Origin of the sequence: Streptomyces sp. NPDC048370 (assembly GCF_043200825.1) — a bacterium.
GTDB lineage: Bacteria > Actinomycetota > Actinomycetes > Streptomycetales > Streptomycetaceae > Streptomyces.
Genome location: NZ_JBICYI010000022.1, coordinates 14,024 through 31,295 on the forward strand (window position 1 = coordinate 14,024; position 17,272 = coordinate 31,295).

At 71.7% G+C, this 17,272-nt stretch carries 15 protein-coding genes; 6 read left to right on the plus strand and 9 right to left on the minus strand.

Annotated elements, in window-relative coordinates; translation table 11 throughout:
• The first annotated feature begins 56 nt into the window (after nucleotides 1–56).
• Nucleotides 57–815 (plus strand): GNAT family N-acetyltransferase, encoded by a 759-nt coding sequence (locus ACGFYP_RS32955; RefSeq protein WP_393501496.1) that lies wholly within the window; start codon nucleotides 57–59, stop codon nucleotides 813–815.
• Nucleotides 816–935: 120 nt separating this feature from the next.
• Complete coding sequence (locus tag ACGFYP_RS32960) at nucleotides 936–1,412, plus strand: carboxymuconolactone decarboxylase family protein (protein WP_361964503.1); 477 nt, start codon at nucleotides 936–938, stop codon at nucleotides 1,410–1,412.
• Here ACGFYP_RS32960 and ACGFYP_RS32965 read toward each other — a convergent pair.
• Nucleotides 1,384–1,869: a GNAT family N-acetyltransferase gene (locus tag ACGFYP_RS32965; RefSeq protein ID WP_393501500.1), complete on the minus strand. Its 486-nt coding sequence runs from the start codon at nucleotides 1,867–1,869 to the stop codon at nucleotides 1,384–1,386. The genes ACGFYP_RS32960 and ACGFYP_RS32965 overlap by 29 nt on opposite strands.
• A gap of 71 nt (nucleotides 1,870–1,940) precedes the next feature.
• Between ACGFYP_RS32965 and ACGFYP_RS32970 the strand changes: the two genes are divergently transcribed.
• Nucleotides 1,941–2,153, plus strand: a complete 213-nt coding sequence (locus ACGFYP_RS32970) for a hypothetical protein (RefSeq protein WP_361964507.1) — start codon at nucleotides 1,941–1,943, stop codon at nucleotides 2,151–2,153.
• A gap of 89 nt (nucleotides 2,154–2,242) precedes the next feature.
• On the opposite strand, the gene ACGFYP_RS32975 is transcribed toward ACGFYP_RS32970, so the two are convergent.
• The 6 genes from ACGFYP_RS32975 to ACGFYP_RS33000 form a co-directional block, all read right to left on the minus strand.
• The gene (locus ACGFYP_RS32975) at nucleotides 2,243–3,814 is read right to left on the minus strand and encodes an APC family permease (RefSeq protein ID WP_393501504.1); all 1,572 of its coding nucleotides are present in this window, start codon (nucleotides 3,812–3,814) and stop codon (nucleotides 2,243–2,245) included.
• Nucleotides 3,815–4,062: 248 nt separating this feature from the next.
• Nucleotides 4,063–5,514 carry an aldehyde dehydrogenase family protein gene (locus ACGFYP_RS32980; protein WP_393501507.1) on the minus strand — a complete coding sequence of 484 codons (1,452 nt, stop codon included), beginning with the start codon at nucleotides 5,512–5,514 and terminating at the stop codon, nucleotides 4,063–4,065.
• Nucleotides 5,511–7,238: an amidohydrolase family protein gene (locus tag ACGFYP_RS32985; RefSeq protein ID WP_393501510.1), complete on the minus strand. Its 1,728-nt coding sequence runs from the start codon at nucleotides 7,236–7,238 to the stop codon at nucleotides 5,511–5,513. Before ACGFYP_RS32985 ends, ACGFYP_RS32980 begins: the two co-directional genes overlap by 4 nt.
• Before the next feature lie 147 nt (nucleotides 7,239–7,385).
• Entirely contained in the window at nucleotides 7,386–8,513 is a 1,128-nt protein-coding gene (locus ACGFYP_RS32990; protein WP_393501513.1) for an LLM class flavin-dependent oxidoreductase, read from the minus strand.
• Between the two features lie 98 nt (nucleotides 8,514–8,611).
• On the minus strand, nucleotides 8,612–9,373 hold the full coding sequence (locus tag ACGFYP_RS32995; RefSeq protein ID WP_393501516.1) for an SDR family NAD(P)-dependent oxidoreductase: 762 nt from the start codon (nucleotides 9,371–9,373) through the stop codon (nucleotides 8,612–8,614).
• 14 nt (nucleotides 9,374–9,387) lie between these two features.
• Nucleotides 9,388–10,308 (minus strand): TIGR03619 family F420-dependent LLM class oxidoreductase, encoded by a 921-nt coding sequence (locus ACGFYP_RS33000; protein ID WP_393501519.1) that lies wholly within the window; start codon nucleotides 10,306–10,308, stop codon nucleotides 9,388–9,390.
• A gap of 221 nt (nucleotides 10,309–10,529) precedes the next feature.
• Here ACGFYP_RS33000 and ACGFYP_RS33005 point away from each other — a divergent pair, with 221 nt between their 5' ends.
• On the plus strand, nucleotides 10,530–11,411 hold the full coding sequence (locus ACGFYP_RS33005; protein ID WP_393501522.1) for a hypothetical protein: 882 nt from the start codon (nucleotides 10,530–10,532) through the stop codon (nucleotides 11,409–11,411).
• Between the two features lie 55 nt (nucleotides 11,412–11,466).
• On the opposite strand, the gene ACGFYP_RS33010 is transcribed toward ACGFYP_RS33005, so the two are convergent.
• Nucleotides 11,467–12,684 (minus strand): amidohydrolase family protein, encoded by a 1,218-nt coding sequence (locus tag ACGFYP_RS33010; RefSeq protein ID WP_393501525.1) that lies wholly within the window; start codon nucleotides 12,682–12,684, stop codon nucleotides 11,467–11,469.
• Nucleotides 12,685–12,841: 157 nt separating this feature from the next.
• On the opposite strand from ACGFYP_RS33010, the gene ACGFYP_RS33015 reads away from it, so the two are divergent.
• Together ACGFYP_RS33015 and ACGFYP_RS33020 are read left to right on the plus strand one after the other, a co-directional pair.
• Nucleotides 12,842–15,823 (plus strand): BTAD domain-containing putative transcriptional regulator, encoded by a 2,982-nt coding sequence (locus tag ACGFYP_RS33015; RefSeq protein WP_393501528.1) that lies wholly within the window; start codon nucleotides 12,842–12,844, stop codon nucleotides 15,821–15,823.
• 203 nt (nucleotides 15,824–16,026) lie between these two features.
• Nucleotides 16,027–16,227: a hypothetical protein gene (locus ACGFYP_RS33020; RefSeq protein WP_393501531.1), complete on the plus strand. Its 201-nt coding sequence runs from the start codon at nucleotides 16,027–16,029 to the stop codon at nucleotides 16,225–16,227.
• A gap of 262 nt (nucleotides 16,228–16,489) precedes the next feature.
• Here the strand turns inward: ACGFYP_RS33020 and ACGFYP_RS33025 are convergent, their stop codons facing one another.
• A complete protein-coding gene (locus ACGFYP_RS33025) occupies nucleotides 16,490–17,248 on the minus strand; it encodes a hypothetical protein (protein ID WP_393501534.1) in 759 nt (252 codons plus the stop codon).
• Between the last annotated feature and the right edge of the window lie 24 nt (nucleotides 17,249–17,272).

Sequence of the window (17,272 nt, forward strand, 5' to 3'; positions counted from 1 at the left end):
CCGGGGCGGCGGAAATCCGCAGGTGCTCTCCCCCGCCCAGCTGCTTGGATGGCGGCATGCTGAGCCGTCTCGAAACGTATTACGACACCGTCCCCCGATCCGCCGCCCGCGCCGAGGAGTTCGGGTCGCTGACCCTGTTCGTGCGGGAGGGGCGGGGCTGGCCGTACTACGCGCGGCCCGCGCTCGGGCACAGCGGGGAGGTGTCGCTCGGTGACGTGGAGCGGGTGCGGGCGCGTCAGCGGGAGCTGGAGGTGCCCGAGGCGTTCGAGTGGGTCGCGGAGACGACGCCGGGGCTGCGGGCGGCCGTCGAGAAGAGCGGGCTCGTGGTCCACGAGCACCCGCTGATGGTCCTCGAAGGGGAGGGCGTGGCGGTCCCGGGGCCCGAGGGCGTGACCGTACGGATCGTGGAGGCCGGTGATCCGGCCCTGGCGTCGGCCGCCGCCGTCCCGTACGCGGCCTTCGGGGTCACCCCGGACGGCTCGGTCGCCGAGCAGCTGGCGGCCAGGATCGACGCGGGGCTCACCCGGCTCGCCGCCGCCGTGGACGCGGACGGCACGGCGCTCTCGGCCGGGCAGCACCAGCCGGTCGGGACCGCCCTCGGCACCGTCTCGGAGGTCGTCGGCGTCGGCACCCTGCCGGCCGCCCGCCGCCGGGGCCTCGGCCTGGCGGTGACCGCCGCCCTGGTCGCGGACGCGCGGGCGCGCGGGGTGGAGACCGTCTTCCTGTCGGCGACGGACGAGAGCGTGGCCCGGCTCTACGGGCGGCTCGGCTTTCGGACGGCGGGCACGGCGCTGATCGCCGAACCGGCTTCCTGACCGAGCCGGGAGAGGCGCCGAAAAAAACTTTCCCGGTCGTGTCACATCCGCGTCGCGCGCTCCGTCAGTGCTGTGAAGGCGGCGAGAGCGCCGCCAGGGACCGCCGAAGGAGCGACCGCCATGCAGAAGCACGCGCACGAGATCACCCCCCGCATGACCAACCCCGCCTACGTCCTGCCCGACGCCGGAGCCGCCATCCAGAACCTGGTGAAGGCCACCCGTCAGGGCGGTGTCCCGGAGTCGACGCTGGAGCTGGTGCACCTGCGGGCCAGCCAGATCAACGGCTGCGGCTTCTGTGTCGACTACGGCGTCAAGAGCGCCCGGAAGGCCGGGGTGAGTGACGAGAAGCTGTTCGCGGTCGCCGCCTGGCGCGAGGCGCCGTACTTCTCCGAGGAGGAGCGGGCCGCCCTCGCGCTCGCCGAGCACGCGACGCGGCTCGCCGACACCACGGACGCCGTGCCGGACCCGGTGTGGGACGCGGCGGCCGACCACTTCGACGAGAAGCAGCTCGCCGCGATCGTGCTGATGGTCGGCCTCACGAACCTGTTCAACCGGCTCAATGTCACCGTCAGGCAGCCGGCGGGCGTGGCCCTCTGACCGCCCCCGCCTCGCGCACCATGAAGACGTCGATCGGGTCCTCGGACTCGACCGCGAACCCCTCGCGCTCGTAGAGCCGCCGTGCCGCGCTGCCCTGCAGTACCTGGAGCCGCACAGGGAGGTATTCCTCGTCCGCACGGGCCAGGAGTTCCCGCAGTACCGCCGTCCCGAGGCCCTGCCCCTGGGCCTCGGGGGCCAGGTAGAAGTTCTCGAGGTACAGCCCCTGCCCACCCTCCCGCGGGCGGAGCGTCACGCAGCCCGCGAAGGATCCGTCGGTCTCGACCACCGAGGTGTGCTCCGGCGAGTAGCCGTCGCGCAGCCGCTGCCGCACCCGATGCTCGTCGTAGCGGCCGAGCCGCTCCAGGTCCGGGCGCATCACCGCCGCCCGCAGTTCGGCGATCGGCTCCACGTCCGCAGCCGTCCCGGGGCGCAGCGACCACATCGTTTCCGTATGCATGTGCGCATCCTAGGAAGAGCGCCACCCGACAGGCGGCGCCACCCGACCTGGGTCCCGCTCGTTGGTCGGGCATGAAGAAGATCCGTAACCTAGCACTGGCCGGTCTCGCGCTCGCCGGGAGCATCGGCGCCGCCGGGTCGGCCGTCGCCGACACCACCACCGACCTCGGCAACGCGAACCTGCCCTCCGTCGTCCCGCTGAGCGGCCTGCTGAACCCGCAGGAGCGCCCCGCCGACATGCCGGCCGCCAACGCGACCGTCCAGGGGCTCCTGCCCGGGCGCTGAGGCCGAGCACCCCGGACGCGCGAGGTGGCGGGACCCGGGCAGGGTCCCGCCACCTCGCGCGTTCATGACTCAGGTGTGCGTACGGCGTGTCAGTCGGTGACCACCAGCGACGGCGTCTCCTTCGTCAGCACCTCGCCCCGGAAGAACGCGGGGCTCCTGCGCTGCATGACCAGCATGATCACGAAGCCGACGAGCAGCAGACCGACACCGATCACGAAGACCGAGCCGACGCCGAGGACGGACGAGCCGCTGCCGTAGGCCGGATCCCACATGTCGTAGAGCGTCTTGCCGAAGACGGCGGTCAGCAGGATGCCGCCGAGGACCGGGCACAGGCCCTTGTAGACGAAGTCCCGGCCGGAGCGGAAGAGCTCCTTGCGGAAGTACCAGGCGCAGGCGAAGGCCGTCAGCGAGTAGTAGAAGCAGATCATCAGGCCGAGCGCGTAGATCGTGTCGACCAGGACGTTCTCGCTGACCAGGGTCATCACCGTGTAGAAGACGCCGGTGGCGACGCCCGCGACGATCGTGGCCTTGCCGGGCACCTTGAAGCGCGGGTTGACCTTGGCGAAGGACGCGGGGAGCGCCTCGTACGTCGACATCGCCAGCACTGTGCGGGCCACCGGGATGAACGTCGTCTGGAGGCTGGCCGCCGCGGAGGCGAGGACGGCGATGAAGAGCAGGATGCCGAGGGCCGGGCCCATGACCGGTCCCGCGAGGGCCGCGAAGACGTTGTCCGAGGTCTCCGGGTTGGCGAGGCCGAGCCCCGTGTCGCCGGAGCCGACGGCCATCTGGGCGGCGACGCCGGTGGCGAGGTAGGAGCCGACCAGGACGACCATCGCGATGAGCGCGGCGCGGCCGGGGGTCTTCGTGGACCCGGTGGTCTCCTCGTTGGTCGCCATGCAGGCGTCCCAGCCCCAGTACATGAAGATCGACAGGGAGAGACCGGCCGTGAAGGCGGCGAAGGACTGGACCGCGAACGGGTTCATCCACTCCCAGGAGAAGGAGAGCCCGGTGTCGAAGGCGCCGCTGCCGGCCTTCTGGAAGGCCATGGCGACGAACAGCGCGAGGACGACGAGCTGCAGGCCGACGAGGGCGTACTGGACGCCCTTGGTGGCGGTCATGCCGCGGTAGCTGATCGCGGTGGCGACGGCGATGAGCACGAGGCAGGTGAGGATGTGGACGGCCTTGTTGTCGTCCAGGGCGGCGATCGACTCGCTGCCGGTGATCTCGCCCGCGAGGAGCCAGAAGTACGACGTGGCCACGCCGGCCAGGTTGGAGAGGACGATGATCGTCGCGATGACGAGGCCCCAGCCGCACATCCAGCCGATCTTGGGGCCGAAGGCCTTCACGGTCCAGGTGAAGGAGGTGCCGCAGTCGGGCATGACCCGGTTGAGCTCGCGGTACGCGAAGGCGACGAGCAGCATCGGGAGGAAGCCGGCGAGGAAGATCGCGGGCATCTGGAGGCCGACCTCGCCGGCGGTGGAGCCGAGCGTCGAGGTCAGACAGTAGACGGGGGCGACGGTCGAGATGCCGATGACGGCACTGCCCATCAGTCCGACGGAGTTCCCGCCGAGGCCCTTGGTACGTACGCCGTGCTTGTCGGTCGGGGCGGTGACGCCCCTTACCGTGTCTCCGGCCTGGGGCCGTGCTTCCAGCTGAGTCATGAACAGGACGTTAAGTGCTGCGGTTTCCACATCCGGAGGACGCAAGTCCGGGACTTTGGTCGATCTTCACCTTGCATTGAGAGGGCGACAACACCCTCCTGGCATTGATTGAAAGATCGACCACCCGGTCGCACCGACCGATTGGTAGGCGTCTCAGACGCCGTCCGATATGCGAGAACCGCAGCACCGCCCCAAATGTCCGTTTCCAAATTTTCCCGAAGAATTTTCCGGGCCCCGTGGGGAGGGGGTCAGCCGGGCCAGACCACCGCCTGCGTCTCGCTGTACGCGTGCAGGGCGTAGGAGCCCACGTCCCGCCCCACCCCGCTCTTCTTGAACCCGCCGAACGGCGCCTCCATGTTCCGTCCGATCGTGTTCACCCCGACGCCGCCCGCCCTCAGCCGGGCCGCGATACGGAATGCGCGGGCCACGTCCCCCGACCACACGTAGTCGAGGAGCCCGTAGTCGCTGTCGTTGGCGAGCGCGATCCCCTCCTCCTCGTCGTCGAAGGGGACGACCACGACGACCGGGCCGAAGATCTCCTCGCGGACCACCCGCATCTCGTTCGTACAGTCCACGAGGAGGGTCGGGGCCACGTAGAAGCCGCGCTCCATGGCCGGCCGCTCTCCGCCGGCCACGACCCGGGCCCCTTCCTTCCGTCCCAGCTCGACGTAGGCCTCCACCCGGTCGCGGTGGGCCGCCGAGATCACCGGGCCGACCACCGTGCCCTGGACCGTCGGGTCGCCGACCTTCATGAAGGCCAGATAGCCGGTGAGCTTCTCGATCAGCTGCTCGTAGATCCCGCGCTGGGCGAGCACCCGGGTCGGAGCCGTACAGATCTGTCCGCTGTAGAAGGAGAAGGTGGTGCCGATGCCCATCACGGCCGAGTCGAGGTCGGCGTCGTCGAGGACCAGCGCCGCGCCCTTGCCGCCCAGCTCCATCAGCTGCCGCTTCAGCGCCCGGCCGCAGACCTCACCGATCCGCTGCCCGACGGCCGTGGAGCCGGTGAAGGAGACCATGTCCACGTCGGGCGAGTCGACGGCCGCCTCACCGACGGCGGTGCTCGTCCCCGTGACGACGTTGACCACGCCGGGCGGGACGCCCGCCTCCTCCAGGGCCCGCGCCATCGCGAAGACGGAGAGCGGGTCCTGCGGGGCGGGCTTCACCACGACCGTGTTGCCCATCGCGAGCGCCGGGGCGATCTTGCCCGCCGGGTTGGCCCAGGGGTTGTTGTACGAGGTGATGCAGGTGACCACGCCGACCGGACGGCGCACCGCCACCGCGCCGAAGACCCCGGCCTTCCCCATCGGCCCCGCCTCGTTGATCTGCGGGGGCAGCGCCTGCTCGACGGGTTCCAGGGCGCCGCGCGCGTACCGCCGGAACCGCGAGGAGCCGACGGCGACCTGCATCCCGCGCGCGGTACCGGTGGTGGCGCCGGTCTCGGCCTGCGCCAGGGCAACGTTCGCCTCGGCGTCGCGGGCCATCAGGTCGGCGGCCCGGTCGAGGATCGCGGCCCGCTCCTCCGGTTTCGTACGGGACCAGGTCGCGAAGGCCTCCCGGGCGGCGGCGGCCGCCTCGTACACCTGGGCGCGGGACGCCTCGGGCGCGAGGCCGACGACCTCCTCGGTGGCCGGGTTGACCACCTCGTAGTGGCCGTCGGCGGGCTCGACCCACGCGCCTCCGACGAACAGCCGCTGAGTCATCGCGTGGACACCGTCCTCGTGTCGCGGCCCGAGCGCAGCACCCTGCCGGGTATCGCGCCGGTCACCTCGTCGTCGCGGATGGTCTCCACGCCGTTGACGCGGACGGAGACGATCCCGATCGCCCGCGAGTCGAGCCGGGGGCTGTCCCCGGGCAGGTCGTGCACGAGCGTCGCCGGGCCCGCGTCGATCCGCTCGGGGTCGAAGAGGACCAGGTCGGCGTGGAAGCCCTCCGCGATCCGGCCGCGCTCGCGCAGCCCGAAGAGCCGGGCCGGGTCGTCGCTGAGCATCTTCACCGCCTGCTCCAGCGGGACCAGCTTCCGGCCGCGCAGACAGTCGCCGAGGAAGCGGGTCGTGTACGGGGCGCCGCACATGCGGTCCAGGTGCGCGCCGGCGTCGGAGCCGCCCAGCATCACGTCCTCGTGCTCCCAGGTCTCGCGGCGCAGCGTCCAGGAGGCCGGGTCGTTGTCGGAGGGCATGGGCCAAAGGACGGTCTTCAGCTCGTCGTTGGCGCAGATCTCGACGAGGCACTGGAAGGCGTCCTGGCCGCGTTCGGCGGCGATGTCGTTCACGACCCGTCCGGTGAGCCCCTCGTTCTCCGGGGAGTACGTGTCGCCGATGACGTACCGCCCGAAGTGCGCGAGGCGGCGGAAGACACCGGCCTCCTTGGAGTCGGCGCGGCGCAGCATCTCGGCCCGTACCTCCGGGTCGCGGAGCTTGGCGATCCGCTCGGGGACGGGCAGGCCCAGGATCTCGCCCCAGCCCGGGATGAGGTTGAGGGCGCAGAACGTGCCGAGCGACATGTTCATGGGGGTCAGGATCGGCATGGTGAGCGCGACGATCCGGCCGCCGGACTTGCGGGCGCGTTCGGAGGCGACGAGCTGGCGCGGGACGCGTTCGGGGACGGCGGCGTCGATGGTGAGGACGTTCCAGTTCAGGGGGCGTCCTGCGGCCGCCGTCATGTCGACGAAGAGGTCGATCTCGTCGTCGGAGAACTGGTCCAGGCAGCCGGCCAGGATCGCTTCGAGCTGGGTGCCCTCGTGCTCGCCGACGGCCTTCGAGAGGGCGATCAGCTCGGCGGGCGTGGCGTGCCGGGAGGCGACGGGGGCGCCGTCGCCGTCGGAGTGGGTGGCCGACTGGGTGGTGGACAGGCCCCAGGCGCCCGCGTCCATGGCGTCGTGGAGCAGCGCCGTCATCCGGTCGAGCTGCTCGGGCGTGGGCTGCCCGCCGACGGCCTCGGTGCCCATCACGTACCGGCGCAGCGCGCAGTGGCCGACCATGAAGCCGGCGTTGACGGCGATCCGCCCTTCGAGGGCGTCGAGGTACTGGCCGAAGGACGACCAGGTCCAGTCGACGCCCTCCTCCAGGGCCTTGAGCGCCATGCCCTCGACCTTGGACATCATGCGGCGCGTGTAGTCGGCGTCCTCGGGCCGGTCCGGGTGGAGCGGCGCGAGGGTGAAGCCGCAGTTGCCGCCGGCGACGGTGGTGACACCGTGGTTCATGGAGGGCGTCGCGAAGGGGTCCCAGAAGAGCTGGGCGTCGTAGTGGGTGTGGGGGTCGACGAAGCCGGGGGCGAGGACGAGGCCGGTGGCGTCCTGGGTTGTGCGGGCGACGGCGTCCGCGTCGGCGAAGACGATCCGCCCGTCCCGTATCCCGATGTCGGCGACGCGTGCGGGGGCGCCGGTGCCGTCCACGACGGTGGCGCCCTTGATCAGATGGTCGAGCATGGGGTTCCCTTCAGCACGTGGACTGCCCCGGCCGGGGGCCCTGCAGCCGGCCGCGGCTGCGAGTGCCTCCGACCGGGGCCGGTGACGGAACGGTGGTCCGGGAAGACACCGCCCCGCGCTTCTCGTGGTGACCGCGCCCCGCCTTGGTCAGGCGCCCGCGGCCTGCCGGCGGAAGCGGGTCGTGCGGTGGACGGGGTCCGTGTCGATCTTCGGGATCACGTGCTCGCCGATCAGCTTGATCGAGTTCATCGTGTCCTCGTACGAGATCCCGATCGGCAGGCCGAAGGAGAGCTGGTCCGCGCCCGCCTGCTCCCAGCGCTTGCACTGGCCGAGGACTTCCTCCGGGTCGCCGCAGATCATCAGCTCCTCCGCGATGAGGAGTTCGATGATCTCCGCGCTGTACTCCGGGAGCAGCTCCGGCCACTCCGGGATGCCCTCGGGGCGCGGGAAGGTGTCGTGGTAGCGGAAGAGCAGCGACTGCAGGTAGTTGAGCCCGCCGCCGACCGCGATCTCGACGGCCTTGTCGTGCGTCTCCGCGCAGATCGCGGTCGAGGTGACCATGACGTTGTCGTTGACGAAGTCACCGACCGCCTTGGCCTCCTTGATGGCCTCCTTGTAGGACTCGACGACCCACTCCATGTCGGAGACCTTCTGCACGCTGAAGCCGAGGACGCCGAGCCCCTTCTTCCCCGCCATCGCGTACGAGGACGGCGAGCCCGCCGCGTACCACATGGCCGGGTGGGACTTCCCGTACGGCTTGGGCAGGACCTTGCGCGGCGGCAGGGACCAGTGCTTGCCCTGGAAGCCGACGTACTCGTCCTGGAGCCACATCTTGGGGAACTCGGCGATCGTCTCCTCCCAGATCTCCTTCGTGTGGTTCATGTCGGTGATGCCCGGCATGAACCCGAGGATCTCGTGGGTGCCCGCGCCCCGGCCCGAGCCGAACTCGAATCGGCCCTGGGAGAGGTGGTCGAGCATCGCGACCTTCTCGGCGACCTTGACCGGGTGGTTGACGGGGGCGAGCGGGTTGAAGATGCCCGAGCCGAGGTGGATGCGGTCGGTGGCGTGGGCGAGGTACCCGAGGTAGACGTCGTTCGCCGAGAGGTGGGAGTACTCCTCCAGGAAGTGGTGCTCGGAGGCCCAGGCGTACTTGAACCCGGACTTGTCCGCCTGGATGACGTACTCGGTCTCCTCCATCAGTGCCTTGTGCTCGGCCTCGGGATCGGTCTCGGCACGCTTGCCGACGTATCCCTGTACGAAGATCCCGAATTCCAAGGGGGTTCACCGTCCTCGTTGTTTCTGACGTACCGTCAGATTCTCGATGTGCCCGACTGTCGCACCGCACGGCGGGTCAGTCAATAGCTGACGACTCGTCAGAACAGTGCCACGCCCGCCAGCCAGCCGCCGTCGATGACGAACGGCTGGCCCGTGATGTACGAGGAGTCCTCCGCGGTCAGGAAGAGCGCGAGGGCCGCCACCTCCTCGGGCTTCCCGATCCGCCCCAGCGGCACGAGCTTCTGGTAAAGACCCGCCGTCGCCTCCGGGTCCACGCCCTCCGGATTGCTCATCGGGGTGTCGATCGCCCCGGGGCAGACCGCGTTGACCCGGATACCCTTCGCCGCGAGCTCCAGGGCCGCGACGCGGGTGAGCCCGAGGACGGCGTGCTTGGTGGCGGCGTAGGCTCCGACGCCCGCCATGCCCGTCACCCCGGTGTACGAGGCGGTGTTGACGATCGTGCCGCCGCCGGCCGCCTCGATCTCGGGCGCCACCGTCCGTATCCCCAGGAAGCAGCCCACCTGGTTGACCTGGACGATCGCCTGGAACTCCTCCAGCGGGGTGGAGACCAGCTCGTTGAAGCGCAGGATCCCGGCGTTGTTGACGAGTCCGTCGATCCGGCCGAAGCGCTCCCTGGCGACCGCGACCGCCGCCGCCCAGTCCTCCTCCTTCGTGACGTCGAGGTGGACGTAGACCGCGCGCTCCTCCCCCAGCTCCTTGGCCAGCGCCTCGCCCGGCGCGTCGAGCACGTCCCCGAGAACGACTCGCGCCCCCTCGGCGGCGAAGAGCCGCGCCTCCTGCTCGCCCTGCCCGCGCGCCGCGCCCGTGACGACGACGACCCGCCCGTCCAGCTTGCCCATGTCCGTCCAACTCCTCAGCTCAGGTGGGGGGCGACCTCGGCGGCGAACGCCGCCATCTGATCGGTGAGTTCGGTACGGCTCCGGGAGCGGAACCGGACCTGGATCTGGTGCACGCCCATCGCGCCGTACGCGTTCAGCGACTCGGCGAGGGCCTCCGGCTTGCCGGACAGCGTCCGCCGGCCGAGCTCCCAGTCCGCCTCGCCCACGTACAGCGCCTCGGTGATGGCTCCGACGGTGATCGGCTCGGCGATCCCGGCCTCCTCGCGGAGCGCTTCGAGGCGGGCGATCTGCGCGGCCAGCTTCTCCCTCGGGTCGCCCTGCGGCAGCCAGCCGTCGCCCTTGAGCGCGGCCCTGCGCACGGCGGCGGGCGAGGAGCCGCCGACCCAGACCGGCACCCGCGCCTGGGCGGGCCTGGGCCGCTGCCCGAGGTCCTTGAAGGCGAACCGCTCGCCCGCGTGCTCGGGGAACTCCTCGGGCCCGAGGGCCGCCCGGAGCGCGTCGATCGTCTCGTCGAGGACCGGGCCCCGGTGCACGAAGTCCGCGCCGACCGCCTCGAACTCCTCCTGGACGTGCCCGGCCCCGACCCCGAGGACCAGACGGCCGCCGGAGAGGTGGTCGAGGGTCGCGTACGCCTTGGCGGAGACCAGCGGGTGGCGCAGGCCGACGACGGCGACGTGGGAGAGCAGCCGGACGCGCTCGGTGGCGGCGGCCAGGAAGGAGAGGGTGGCGACCGGGTCGTACCAGATGGTGCCCATGGGCCCGGCGAGCCGGCGCGGGATGGCGACGTGGTCGCAGCTCGCGATGTAGTCGAAGCCGGAGCGGTCGGCGACGCGGGCGATCTCCACCAGGTCGGCGGGGCCGGCCGAGGCCTCCCAGGGCTCTGCGTAGAGGGTGCTCTGCGACTGGACCGGGAGCTGCATCCCGTAGACCACCATGGTGGGGACCCCCTTGGATCTGACGATTCGTCATACCGATGGACGGCTCTCATGCTTGCGTCTGACGGTCCATCAGACAAGGGGTGTGCGGTGACAGGGTCGCCGAACGGTCCCGGCCGCGTCTCGGACGCGTAACCGACCGATGACCGGCTGAGTGGGCCGCGACGCCGCCCCCGTACTCCCCCGCGAAGGAACGCACACGACATCACCCAGGGGGAACCATGAACACCAAGCGCTTCGGCACGATCGCCGCCGTCACCGCCACGGCCGCTCTGCTGCTCACCGCGTGCGGCGGTACGGAGGACAAGGCCGCGGACAGGGCCGCCGCGGACAAGGCCACACAGGGCGCGGCCCCCGGCGCGGACGCCGCCGCCGGCTCCTCGGAGTTCGACTTCCTCAGCGGCACGGCGAAGCAGAACAAGGCGCAGCCGAAGACCGGCGACTGGGCCAACGCGCCCGGCACGCCGCAGAAGTGGGTCCAGCTGAGCGCCGCCCGGGCGGGCGCGCTCGACCCGGTCGTCGTCAACGGCGCGGGCTTCACGCTCTACCGCTTCGACAACGACACCGCGAACCCGTCGACGTCCACCTGCAACGACGCCTGCGCCACCACCTGGCCGCCTGTGGTCGTCGCGCCCGGCGGGCGGATCTTCATCGACGGCGTGAAGAAGTCCGACGTCGGCGTGGTCAAGCGGGACGACGGCAAGCTCCAGGTCACCATCGGCGGCTGGCCGGTCTACCGCTTCAACAAGGACCTGAAGCCCGGCGACACCAACGGGCAGGGCGTCGGCGGTACCTGGTTCGGGGTGACCCCGAACGGCGAGAAGGCGGGCGGCGGCGCGAGCGCGCCCGCCGGCGGCGGCGGGAACAGCAGCGTCACCCTCTCCGACGAGAAGAACTTCGGCGACCCGTCGGAGGGCCTGGCCGGCACGGGCTGCCAGAACGTGGGCCGCGACAACCGCGCGTCCTCGCTGCAGGCGAGCGGCACGGTGAAGATCTGGACGGAGAAGGACTGCAAGGGCACGTCGAAGTCGGTGAGCGGCAACATCGCCGACCTCGCCTCGATCGGCTTCGACAACACGGTCTCCTCGGTCCGCTTCGGCTGATCCGTACGGCATCGCGGCCGCACCCCACGACGGGGTGCGGCCGCCCGCCGTGGCGTCACGGCACCCAGAGCCCGTCCGCCGTGAGGCCGAGCAGCTCGATGGCGTTGCCGCGCACGATCCGCTCGACGACGTCCGGCGCGAGGTGCCCCATCTGCGCCTCGCCGACCTCCCGGGACTTGGGCCAGGTGGAGTCGGAGTGCGGGTAGTCCGTCTCGTAGAGGACGTTCCCGACGCCGATCGCGTCCAGGTTCTTCAGGCCGAAGGCGTCGTCGAAGAAGCAGCCGTAGACGTGCTCGGCGAAGAGCTCCGACGGCGGGCGCAGCACCTTGTCGGCGACACCGCCCCAGCCCCTGTTCTCCTCCCAGACGACGTCGGCGCGTTCGAGGATGTACGGGATCCAGCCGATCTGGCCCTCCGCGTACATGATCCGGAGGTTGGGGAAGCGCTCGAACTTGCCGCTCATCAGCCAGTCGACCATCGAGAAGCAGCAGTTGGCGAAGGTGATCGTGGAGCCGACGGCCGGCGGGGCGTCGGCGGAGGTGGACGGCATCCGGCTGGAGGAGCCGATGTGCATGGCGACGACCGTGCCCGTCTCGTCGCAGGCGCGCAGGAAGGGGTCCCAGTAGTCCGTGTGGACGGACGGGAGCCCGAGGTGCGGCGGTATCTCCGAGAACGCGACCGCGCGCACGCCCCGGGCGGCGTTCCGCCTGACCTCGTCGGCGGCGAGTTCGGCGTCCCAGAGGGGGATGAGGGTGAGCGGGATCAGCCGTCCGTGGGCCTCGGGCCCGCACCACTCCTCCACCATCCAGTCGTTGTAGGCCCTGATCCCGAGGAGGCCGAGCTCGCGGTCGCTCGCCTCGGTGAAGGTCTGGCCGCAGAAGCGGGGGAAGGTCGGGAAGCAGAGGGCGGACTGGACGTGGTTGACGTCCATGTCGGCGAGCCTGTCGGGCACGGAGTACGAGCCGGGGCGCATCTGCTCGTAGGTGATGACTTCGAGCTTGATCTCGTCCCGGTCGTAGCCGACGGCGGTGTCGAGGCGGGTGAGCGGCCGGTGCAGGTCCTCGTACACCCACCAGTCACCGATCGGCCCGTCGTCGCCCCTGGCGCCCATGACGGGCGCGAACTTTCCGCCGAGGAAGGTCATTTCCTTCAGCGGCGCGCGGACGATCCGGGGCCCGGTGTCGCGGTACCTGGACGGGAGCCGGTCCCGCCAGACGTGAGGCGGCTCCACGGTGTGGTCGTCCACCGAGATGATCTTCGGGAAGGTCTCCATGCGTTTCACGGTAGCGCCGATCTGACGACCCGTCAGCTGTCTGGTCCGGCCGAATCATGTGGCAGGACTTGTGCAGACAGTCACCCGATGCTGACGTGCCCCCTCCGGACAAGGCAGACTGTCTTGGGCGAAACCAGCGGTGGCGGCAGGGGGAGCTATGGACCGTGCGAACGGCCCGCGAGTTCCGGAGCAGCGCGCTCCGTCGACAGGTCCCGGCGACGTCGGTCACGACGACGCCGGTCACGACCTGCGCTTCGGCGTGCTCGGCCCGGTGCGCGCCTGGCGGGACGGCGTGGGCCTGCCCTCCGGCTCGCCGCAGCAGCGGGCGCTGCTCGCCGCGCTGCTGCTGCGCGACGGGCGCACGGCCACGGCCGCCGAGCTGATCGACGCCATCTGGGGCGACGAGCCGCCCTCGCAGGCGCTCGCGGCGGTACGGACGTACGCATCGCGGCTGCGCAAGATCCTCGACGCGGGGGTCCTGGTCAGCGAGTCCGGCGGGTACGCCATCCGCACCGCCCGCTCCGGGGCCCTCGACCTGAACGTCGCCCAGGACCTGGCCGCCGAGGCCGACAAGCTGCGTAGCGCGGGCGACCGCGCGGCGGCCCGTTCGCGACTGAACAAGGCCCTCGGGCTCTGGGACGGCGAGGCGCTGGCCTCCGTACCGGGGCCGTACGCCGACACGCAGCGGACGCGCCTCGAGGAGTGGCGGCTCCAGCTCCTGGAGTCCCGGCTCGACATGGACCTGGAGGCCGGCGCCCACGCGGAGGCGGTCTCCGAGCTGACCGCGCTGACGGCCGCGCACCCGCTGCGGGAGCGGCTGCGCGAGCTGCTCATGCTGGCCCTCTACCGCAGCGGGCGGCAGGCCGAGGCGCTCGCCGTCTACGCGGACACCCGCCGGCTCCTCGCCGACGAGCTGGGCGTCGACCCGAACCCGGAACTCTCCCGCCTCCAGCAGCGGATCCTGCGCGCGGACGCCGAACTGGCCCGCCCGGTCGAGGAGTCCACGCCGACACCGAGCGTGGCCCGGCCCGCCCAACTCCCGGCGACCGTCCCCGACTTCACCGGCCGCGCCGCCTTCGTACGGGAGCTGGGCAAGCGACTTGCCACCGCCGAGGGGTCCGTGATGGCCGTCTCCGCGCTCGCGGGCATCGGCGGCGTCGGCAAGACGACGCTCGCCGTGCACGTGGCGCACGAGGCCCGGCCGCACTTCCCCGACGGGCAGCTCTACGTGGACCTGCAGGGCGCGGGCTCCCACTGGGCGGCGCCCGAGACGGTCCTGGGCGCGTTCCTGCGGGCGCTCGGCACGCCCGACTCCTCGATCCCGGACTCGCTGGAGGAGCGGGCGGCGCTCTACCGCTCGACGCTCGACGGCCGCCGGATCCTGGTCCTCCTGGACAACGCGCGGGACGCGGCGCAGATCCGCCCGCTGCTGCCGGGCACGGCGGGCTGCGCCGCCCTGGTGACCAGCCGGATCCGGATGGTGGACCTGGCGGGCGCGCACCTGGTGGACCTCGACGTGATGTCCCCGGAGGAGGCGCTGCAGCTCTTCACCCGGATCGTCGGCGCCGAGCGCGTCACGGCGGAGCGCGAGGCGGCGCTCGACGTGGTCGCCGCGTGCGGGTTCCTCCCCCTGGCGATCCGTATCGCCGCCTCCCGGCTCGCCGCGCGCCGCACCTGGACGGTGACCGTCCTCGCCGCGAAGCTCGCCGACGAGCGGCGCCGCCTGGACGAGCTCCAGGCGGGCGACCTCGCGGTCAAGGCGACCTTCGAACTCGGCTACGGCCAGCTGGAGCCGGCCCAGGCCCGCGCCTTCCGCCTCCTCGGCCTCGCGGACGGCCCGGACATCTCCCTGACGGCCGCCGCGGCCCTCCTCGACCTGCCGCCCCAGGACACCGAGGACCTCCTGGAGGCCCTGGTCGACACCTCCCTCCTGGAGTCCGCCGCCCCCGGCCGCTACCGCTACCACGACCTGGTCCGCCTCTACGCGCGTGCATGCGCGGAGCGCGACGAACAGCCGCCGGTGGAACGGGAGCGGGCGCTGTCGCGGCTGCTCGACTTCTACCTCTCGACGGCGGCCCGCGTGTACGCGATCGAGCGCCCGGGCGACCGGACCGTCGCGCACCTGGAGGCCACCGAGCACGCGGGGCTCGAGTTCGCGGACCACGCCGAGGCCCTCGACTGGCTGCACGCCGAGGCCGACTGCGTCCTGGCCTGCGCCCAGCAGTCCCTGGCGGCCGGCTCCCTGCGCCGGGCCGTCGACCTCCTGATGGCGACGAAGGACCTGGCCGAGTCCGGGGTCAACGCCCTGCGCTACGAGGTGGCGGCGGTGGCGGCCAGGGACGCGGCCCGCGCGCTCGGCGACGCCCGCTCCGAGGGGCGGGCGCGCACCACGCTCACCCAGGCGTACAGCACGGCCGGCCGGTTCGACGAGGCCGACGAGGAGGCCCGCCGCGCGGTGGACCTCGGGCGGACCTCCGGGGACCCGTGGACGTGCGGGAACGCGCCGAACGAGCGGGGCATCCTCGCCCTGTACGAGAACCGGCACGCCGACGCCGAGGCCCATCTCTCCGAGGCGCGGGACGCGTTCCGCCTCGACGCGAACAGGCCCGGCGAGGCGAGCGCGCTCTGCAACCTCTCGCGCGTCCACCTGGCCACGGGTCGCGTCGCGAGCGCCGTCGAACTCGCCACGCAGGGCATCGTCCTCTACCAGGAGGCGGACGACGGGCTCGCCCTGCGCCTGGCCAACGGCAAGTACGCCCTCGGTCTGGCGCTGACGGCGTCCGGCCAGACCTCGAAGGCGCGGGCGGTCCTCACGGAGGCGCTCAGCGTCTTCCAGGAGAGCCGGCAGCAGCTGTGGCACGGCATGACGCTGTTCCGGCTCGCCGAGGTCCATCTCGCCGACCGCCGCCACCCGGCGGCGGCCGCCCACGCCGAGCAGGCCCTCTCGGTGCTGCACGGCATCGGTGGGGAGTGGCGCAGGGCCAACGTGCTGACCGTCCTCGGCCGGGGTCTCACGGCCCTGGGACAGACGGACCGGGCGCGGGTGTGCTGGAGCGAGGCGCTCGCGGTCTTCGAGAACCTGGGCTCGCCCGAGGCCGAGGACGTCCGCCTGCTGCTGCGGCCGGCGGCGGTTGCCTGACGCGGACTGCGCGTTCATCAATCGTTTATCGCCGCACGGCACTCTCGTGGTTGTCGAAGCGTCGCGTCGGGGGGCAGGCGGTTCGGCACGAGGCCCCACCGTTAAGGTGATCGGCCCTGGACGTCCGCCCGGCGGTCCTCGGGGGAATTGCCGGGCGGACGCCCCAGTCTCAGACCGCCCAATCGACTTCAGGAGCTGGCTCCATGGCCGACAAAATCAAGCCCACCGACTCGCACGCCACCGGTGAGGACATCACCACCATGGACTCGCACGCCACCGGCGCGCCCATCAAGCCGCTCGACTCCCACGCCACCGGCGAGGACGTCACGACGATGGACTCGCACGCCACGGGCACGCCCATCAAGCCGCTGGACTCCCACGCGACGGGCGAGCCGCTCAAGTAGAGAGCCGAGCCGGCCCACGGGGGAACGGGGGACGGGGGTCGGCTCATGCCGGGGACGGTCACGGCGGCACCGAACGGGGGAGCCGCCGGGACCGTAACCGTCCGGAAGCGAGCAGCGCACGCGCTCGGGGGAGGTCCGCAGGGTCCGGGGGGAGCCGGCGGACGGAGCGCGGGGCGCGCCGCGAACCGGACACGCAAGACGGAGGGGCCGGGCATCTGCCCGGCCCCTCCGGCGTACGCGCTCGGCGTGCACCCGGCGGGAGTTACCCGCGTGCGTAGGAGCCGAGTCCCACCAGGCAGTAGACGTACTCGTTGATCGTCGCGCCGTTGATGGTGTAGCGGTGGGAGAAGGCGTACTCGGTCTTCGGGTTGCTGTTGCAGCGGTTCAGGTCCGAGGTCAGCGGGAACGTCTGGATCACCTTGTAGTGCGCGTCCGACGCCGAGCACGAGACCTCCTCGACGCCGGTGACGCTCTGCGCGGTCTCGGAGTTCGGGAGCGTGCCGTTGAGGCAGGTGCCCTTCGTGTACGGGTCCGGCGCCGGCTCGGTCGTCTGCGTGGGCGTCGGCTCGGTCGTCGAGTCGAGCGGGTCGTCGAACGAGAAGCTCGGCGAGGGCGCGGTCGAGCCGCCTCCCGCGTTGTCCGTGCGGTCGCTGTCGTTGTCGCTGTTCGAGAAGATCAGGAACGCGATCACGCCGACGACGACGAGCGGCGCCAGGCAGCCGAGGAACCCGGACTTGCGCGGAGCCGCCTGCGCGGTGCCGGCGAAGAGGTTGACGCGGATACGCAGGAGGACGACCGAGCCGTCAGCGGCGCGCGCCGGGACGAGGTCGCCGTCGCGGCACGGCGGGACGGAGATGTTCGTGGGGCCGGTCGGCAGCTGGACGGTGATGATCACGCCTGTGGCGGCCTGCTGCGGGGAGAGCGAGAGAGGGAACTCGGGCGACGACACCTGCTGCTCCAAGGGGTGAAGGCGGGTGGTGCTGAGGACGGGGACGCGGTGCTCAGGGCGGTACGTGCTCAAGCGGTGTTCGGGGCAGTACGTGCT

Bases quoted from the DNA above. Each gene is read 5' to 3' on its own strand.
- ACGFYP_RS32955 (WP_393501496.1), top strand. From the start codon at position 57: ATGCTGAGCCGTCTCGAAACGTATTACGACACCGTCCCCCGATCCGCC.
- ACGFYP_RS32960 (WP_361964503.1), top strand. From the start codon at position 936: ATGCAGAAGCACGCGCACGAGATCACCCCCCGCATGACCAACCCCGCC.
- ACGFYP_RS32965 (WP_393501500.1), bottom strand. From the start codon at position 1,869: ATGCATACGGAAACGATGTGGTCGCTGCGCCCCGGGACGGCTGCGGAC.
- ACGFYP_RS32970 (WP_361964507.1), top strand. From the start codon at position 1,941: ATGAAGAAGATCCGTAACCTAGCACTGGCCGGTCTCGCGCTCGCCGGG.
- ACGFYP_RS32975 (WP_393501504.1), bottom strand. From the start codon at position 3,814: ATGACTCAGCTGGAAGCACGGCCCCAGGCCGGAGACACGGTAAGGGGC.
- ACGFYP_RS32980 (WP_393501507.1), bottom strand. From the start codon at position 5,514: ATGACTCAGCGGCTGTTCGTCGGAGGCGCGTGGGTCGAGCCCGCCGAC.
- ACGFYP_RS32985 (WP_393501510.1), bottom strand. From the start codon at position 7,238: ATGCTCGACCATCTGATCAAGGGCGCCACCGTCGTGGACGGCACCGGC.
- ACGFYP_RS32995 (WP_393501516.1), bottom strand. From the start codon at position 9,373: ATGGGCAAGCTGGACGGGCGGGTCGTCGTCGTCACGGGCGCGGCGCGC.
- ACGFYP_RS33000 (WP_393501519.1), bottom strand. From the start codon at position 10,308: ATGGTGGTCTACGGGATGCAGCTCCCGGTCCAGTCGCAGAGCACCCTC.
- ACGFYP_RS33005 (WP_393501522.1), top strand. From the start codon at position 10,530: ATGAACACCAAGCGCTTCGGCACGATCGCCGCCGTCACCGCCACGGCC.
- ACGFYP_RS33010 (WP_393501525.1), bottom strand. From the start codon at position 12,684: ATGGAGACCTTCCCGAAGATCATCTCGGTGGACGACCACACCGTGGAG.
- ACGFYP_RS33015 (WP_393501528.1), top strand. From the start codon at position 12,842: ATGGACCGTGCGAACGGCCCGCGAGTTCCGGAGCAGCGCGCTCCGTCG.
- ACGFYP_RS33020 (WP_393501531.1), top strand. From the start codon at position 16,027: ATGGCCGACAAAATCAAGCCCACCGACTCGCACGCCACCGGTGAGGAC.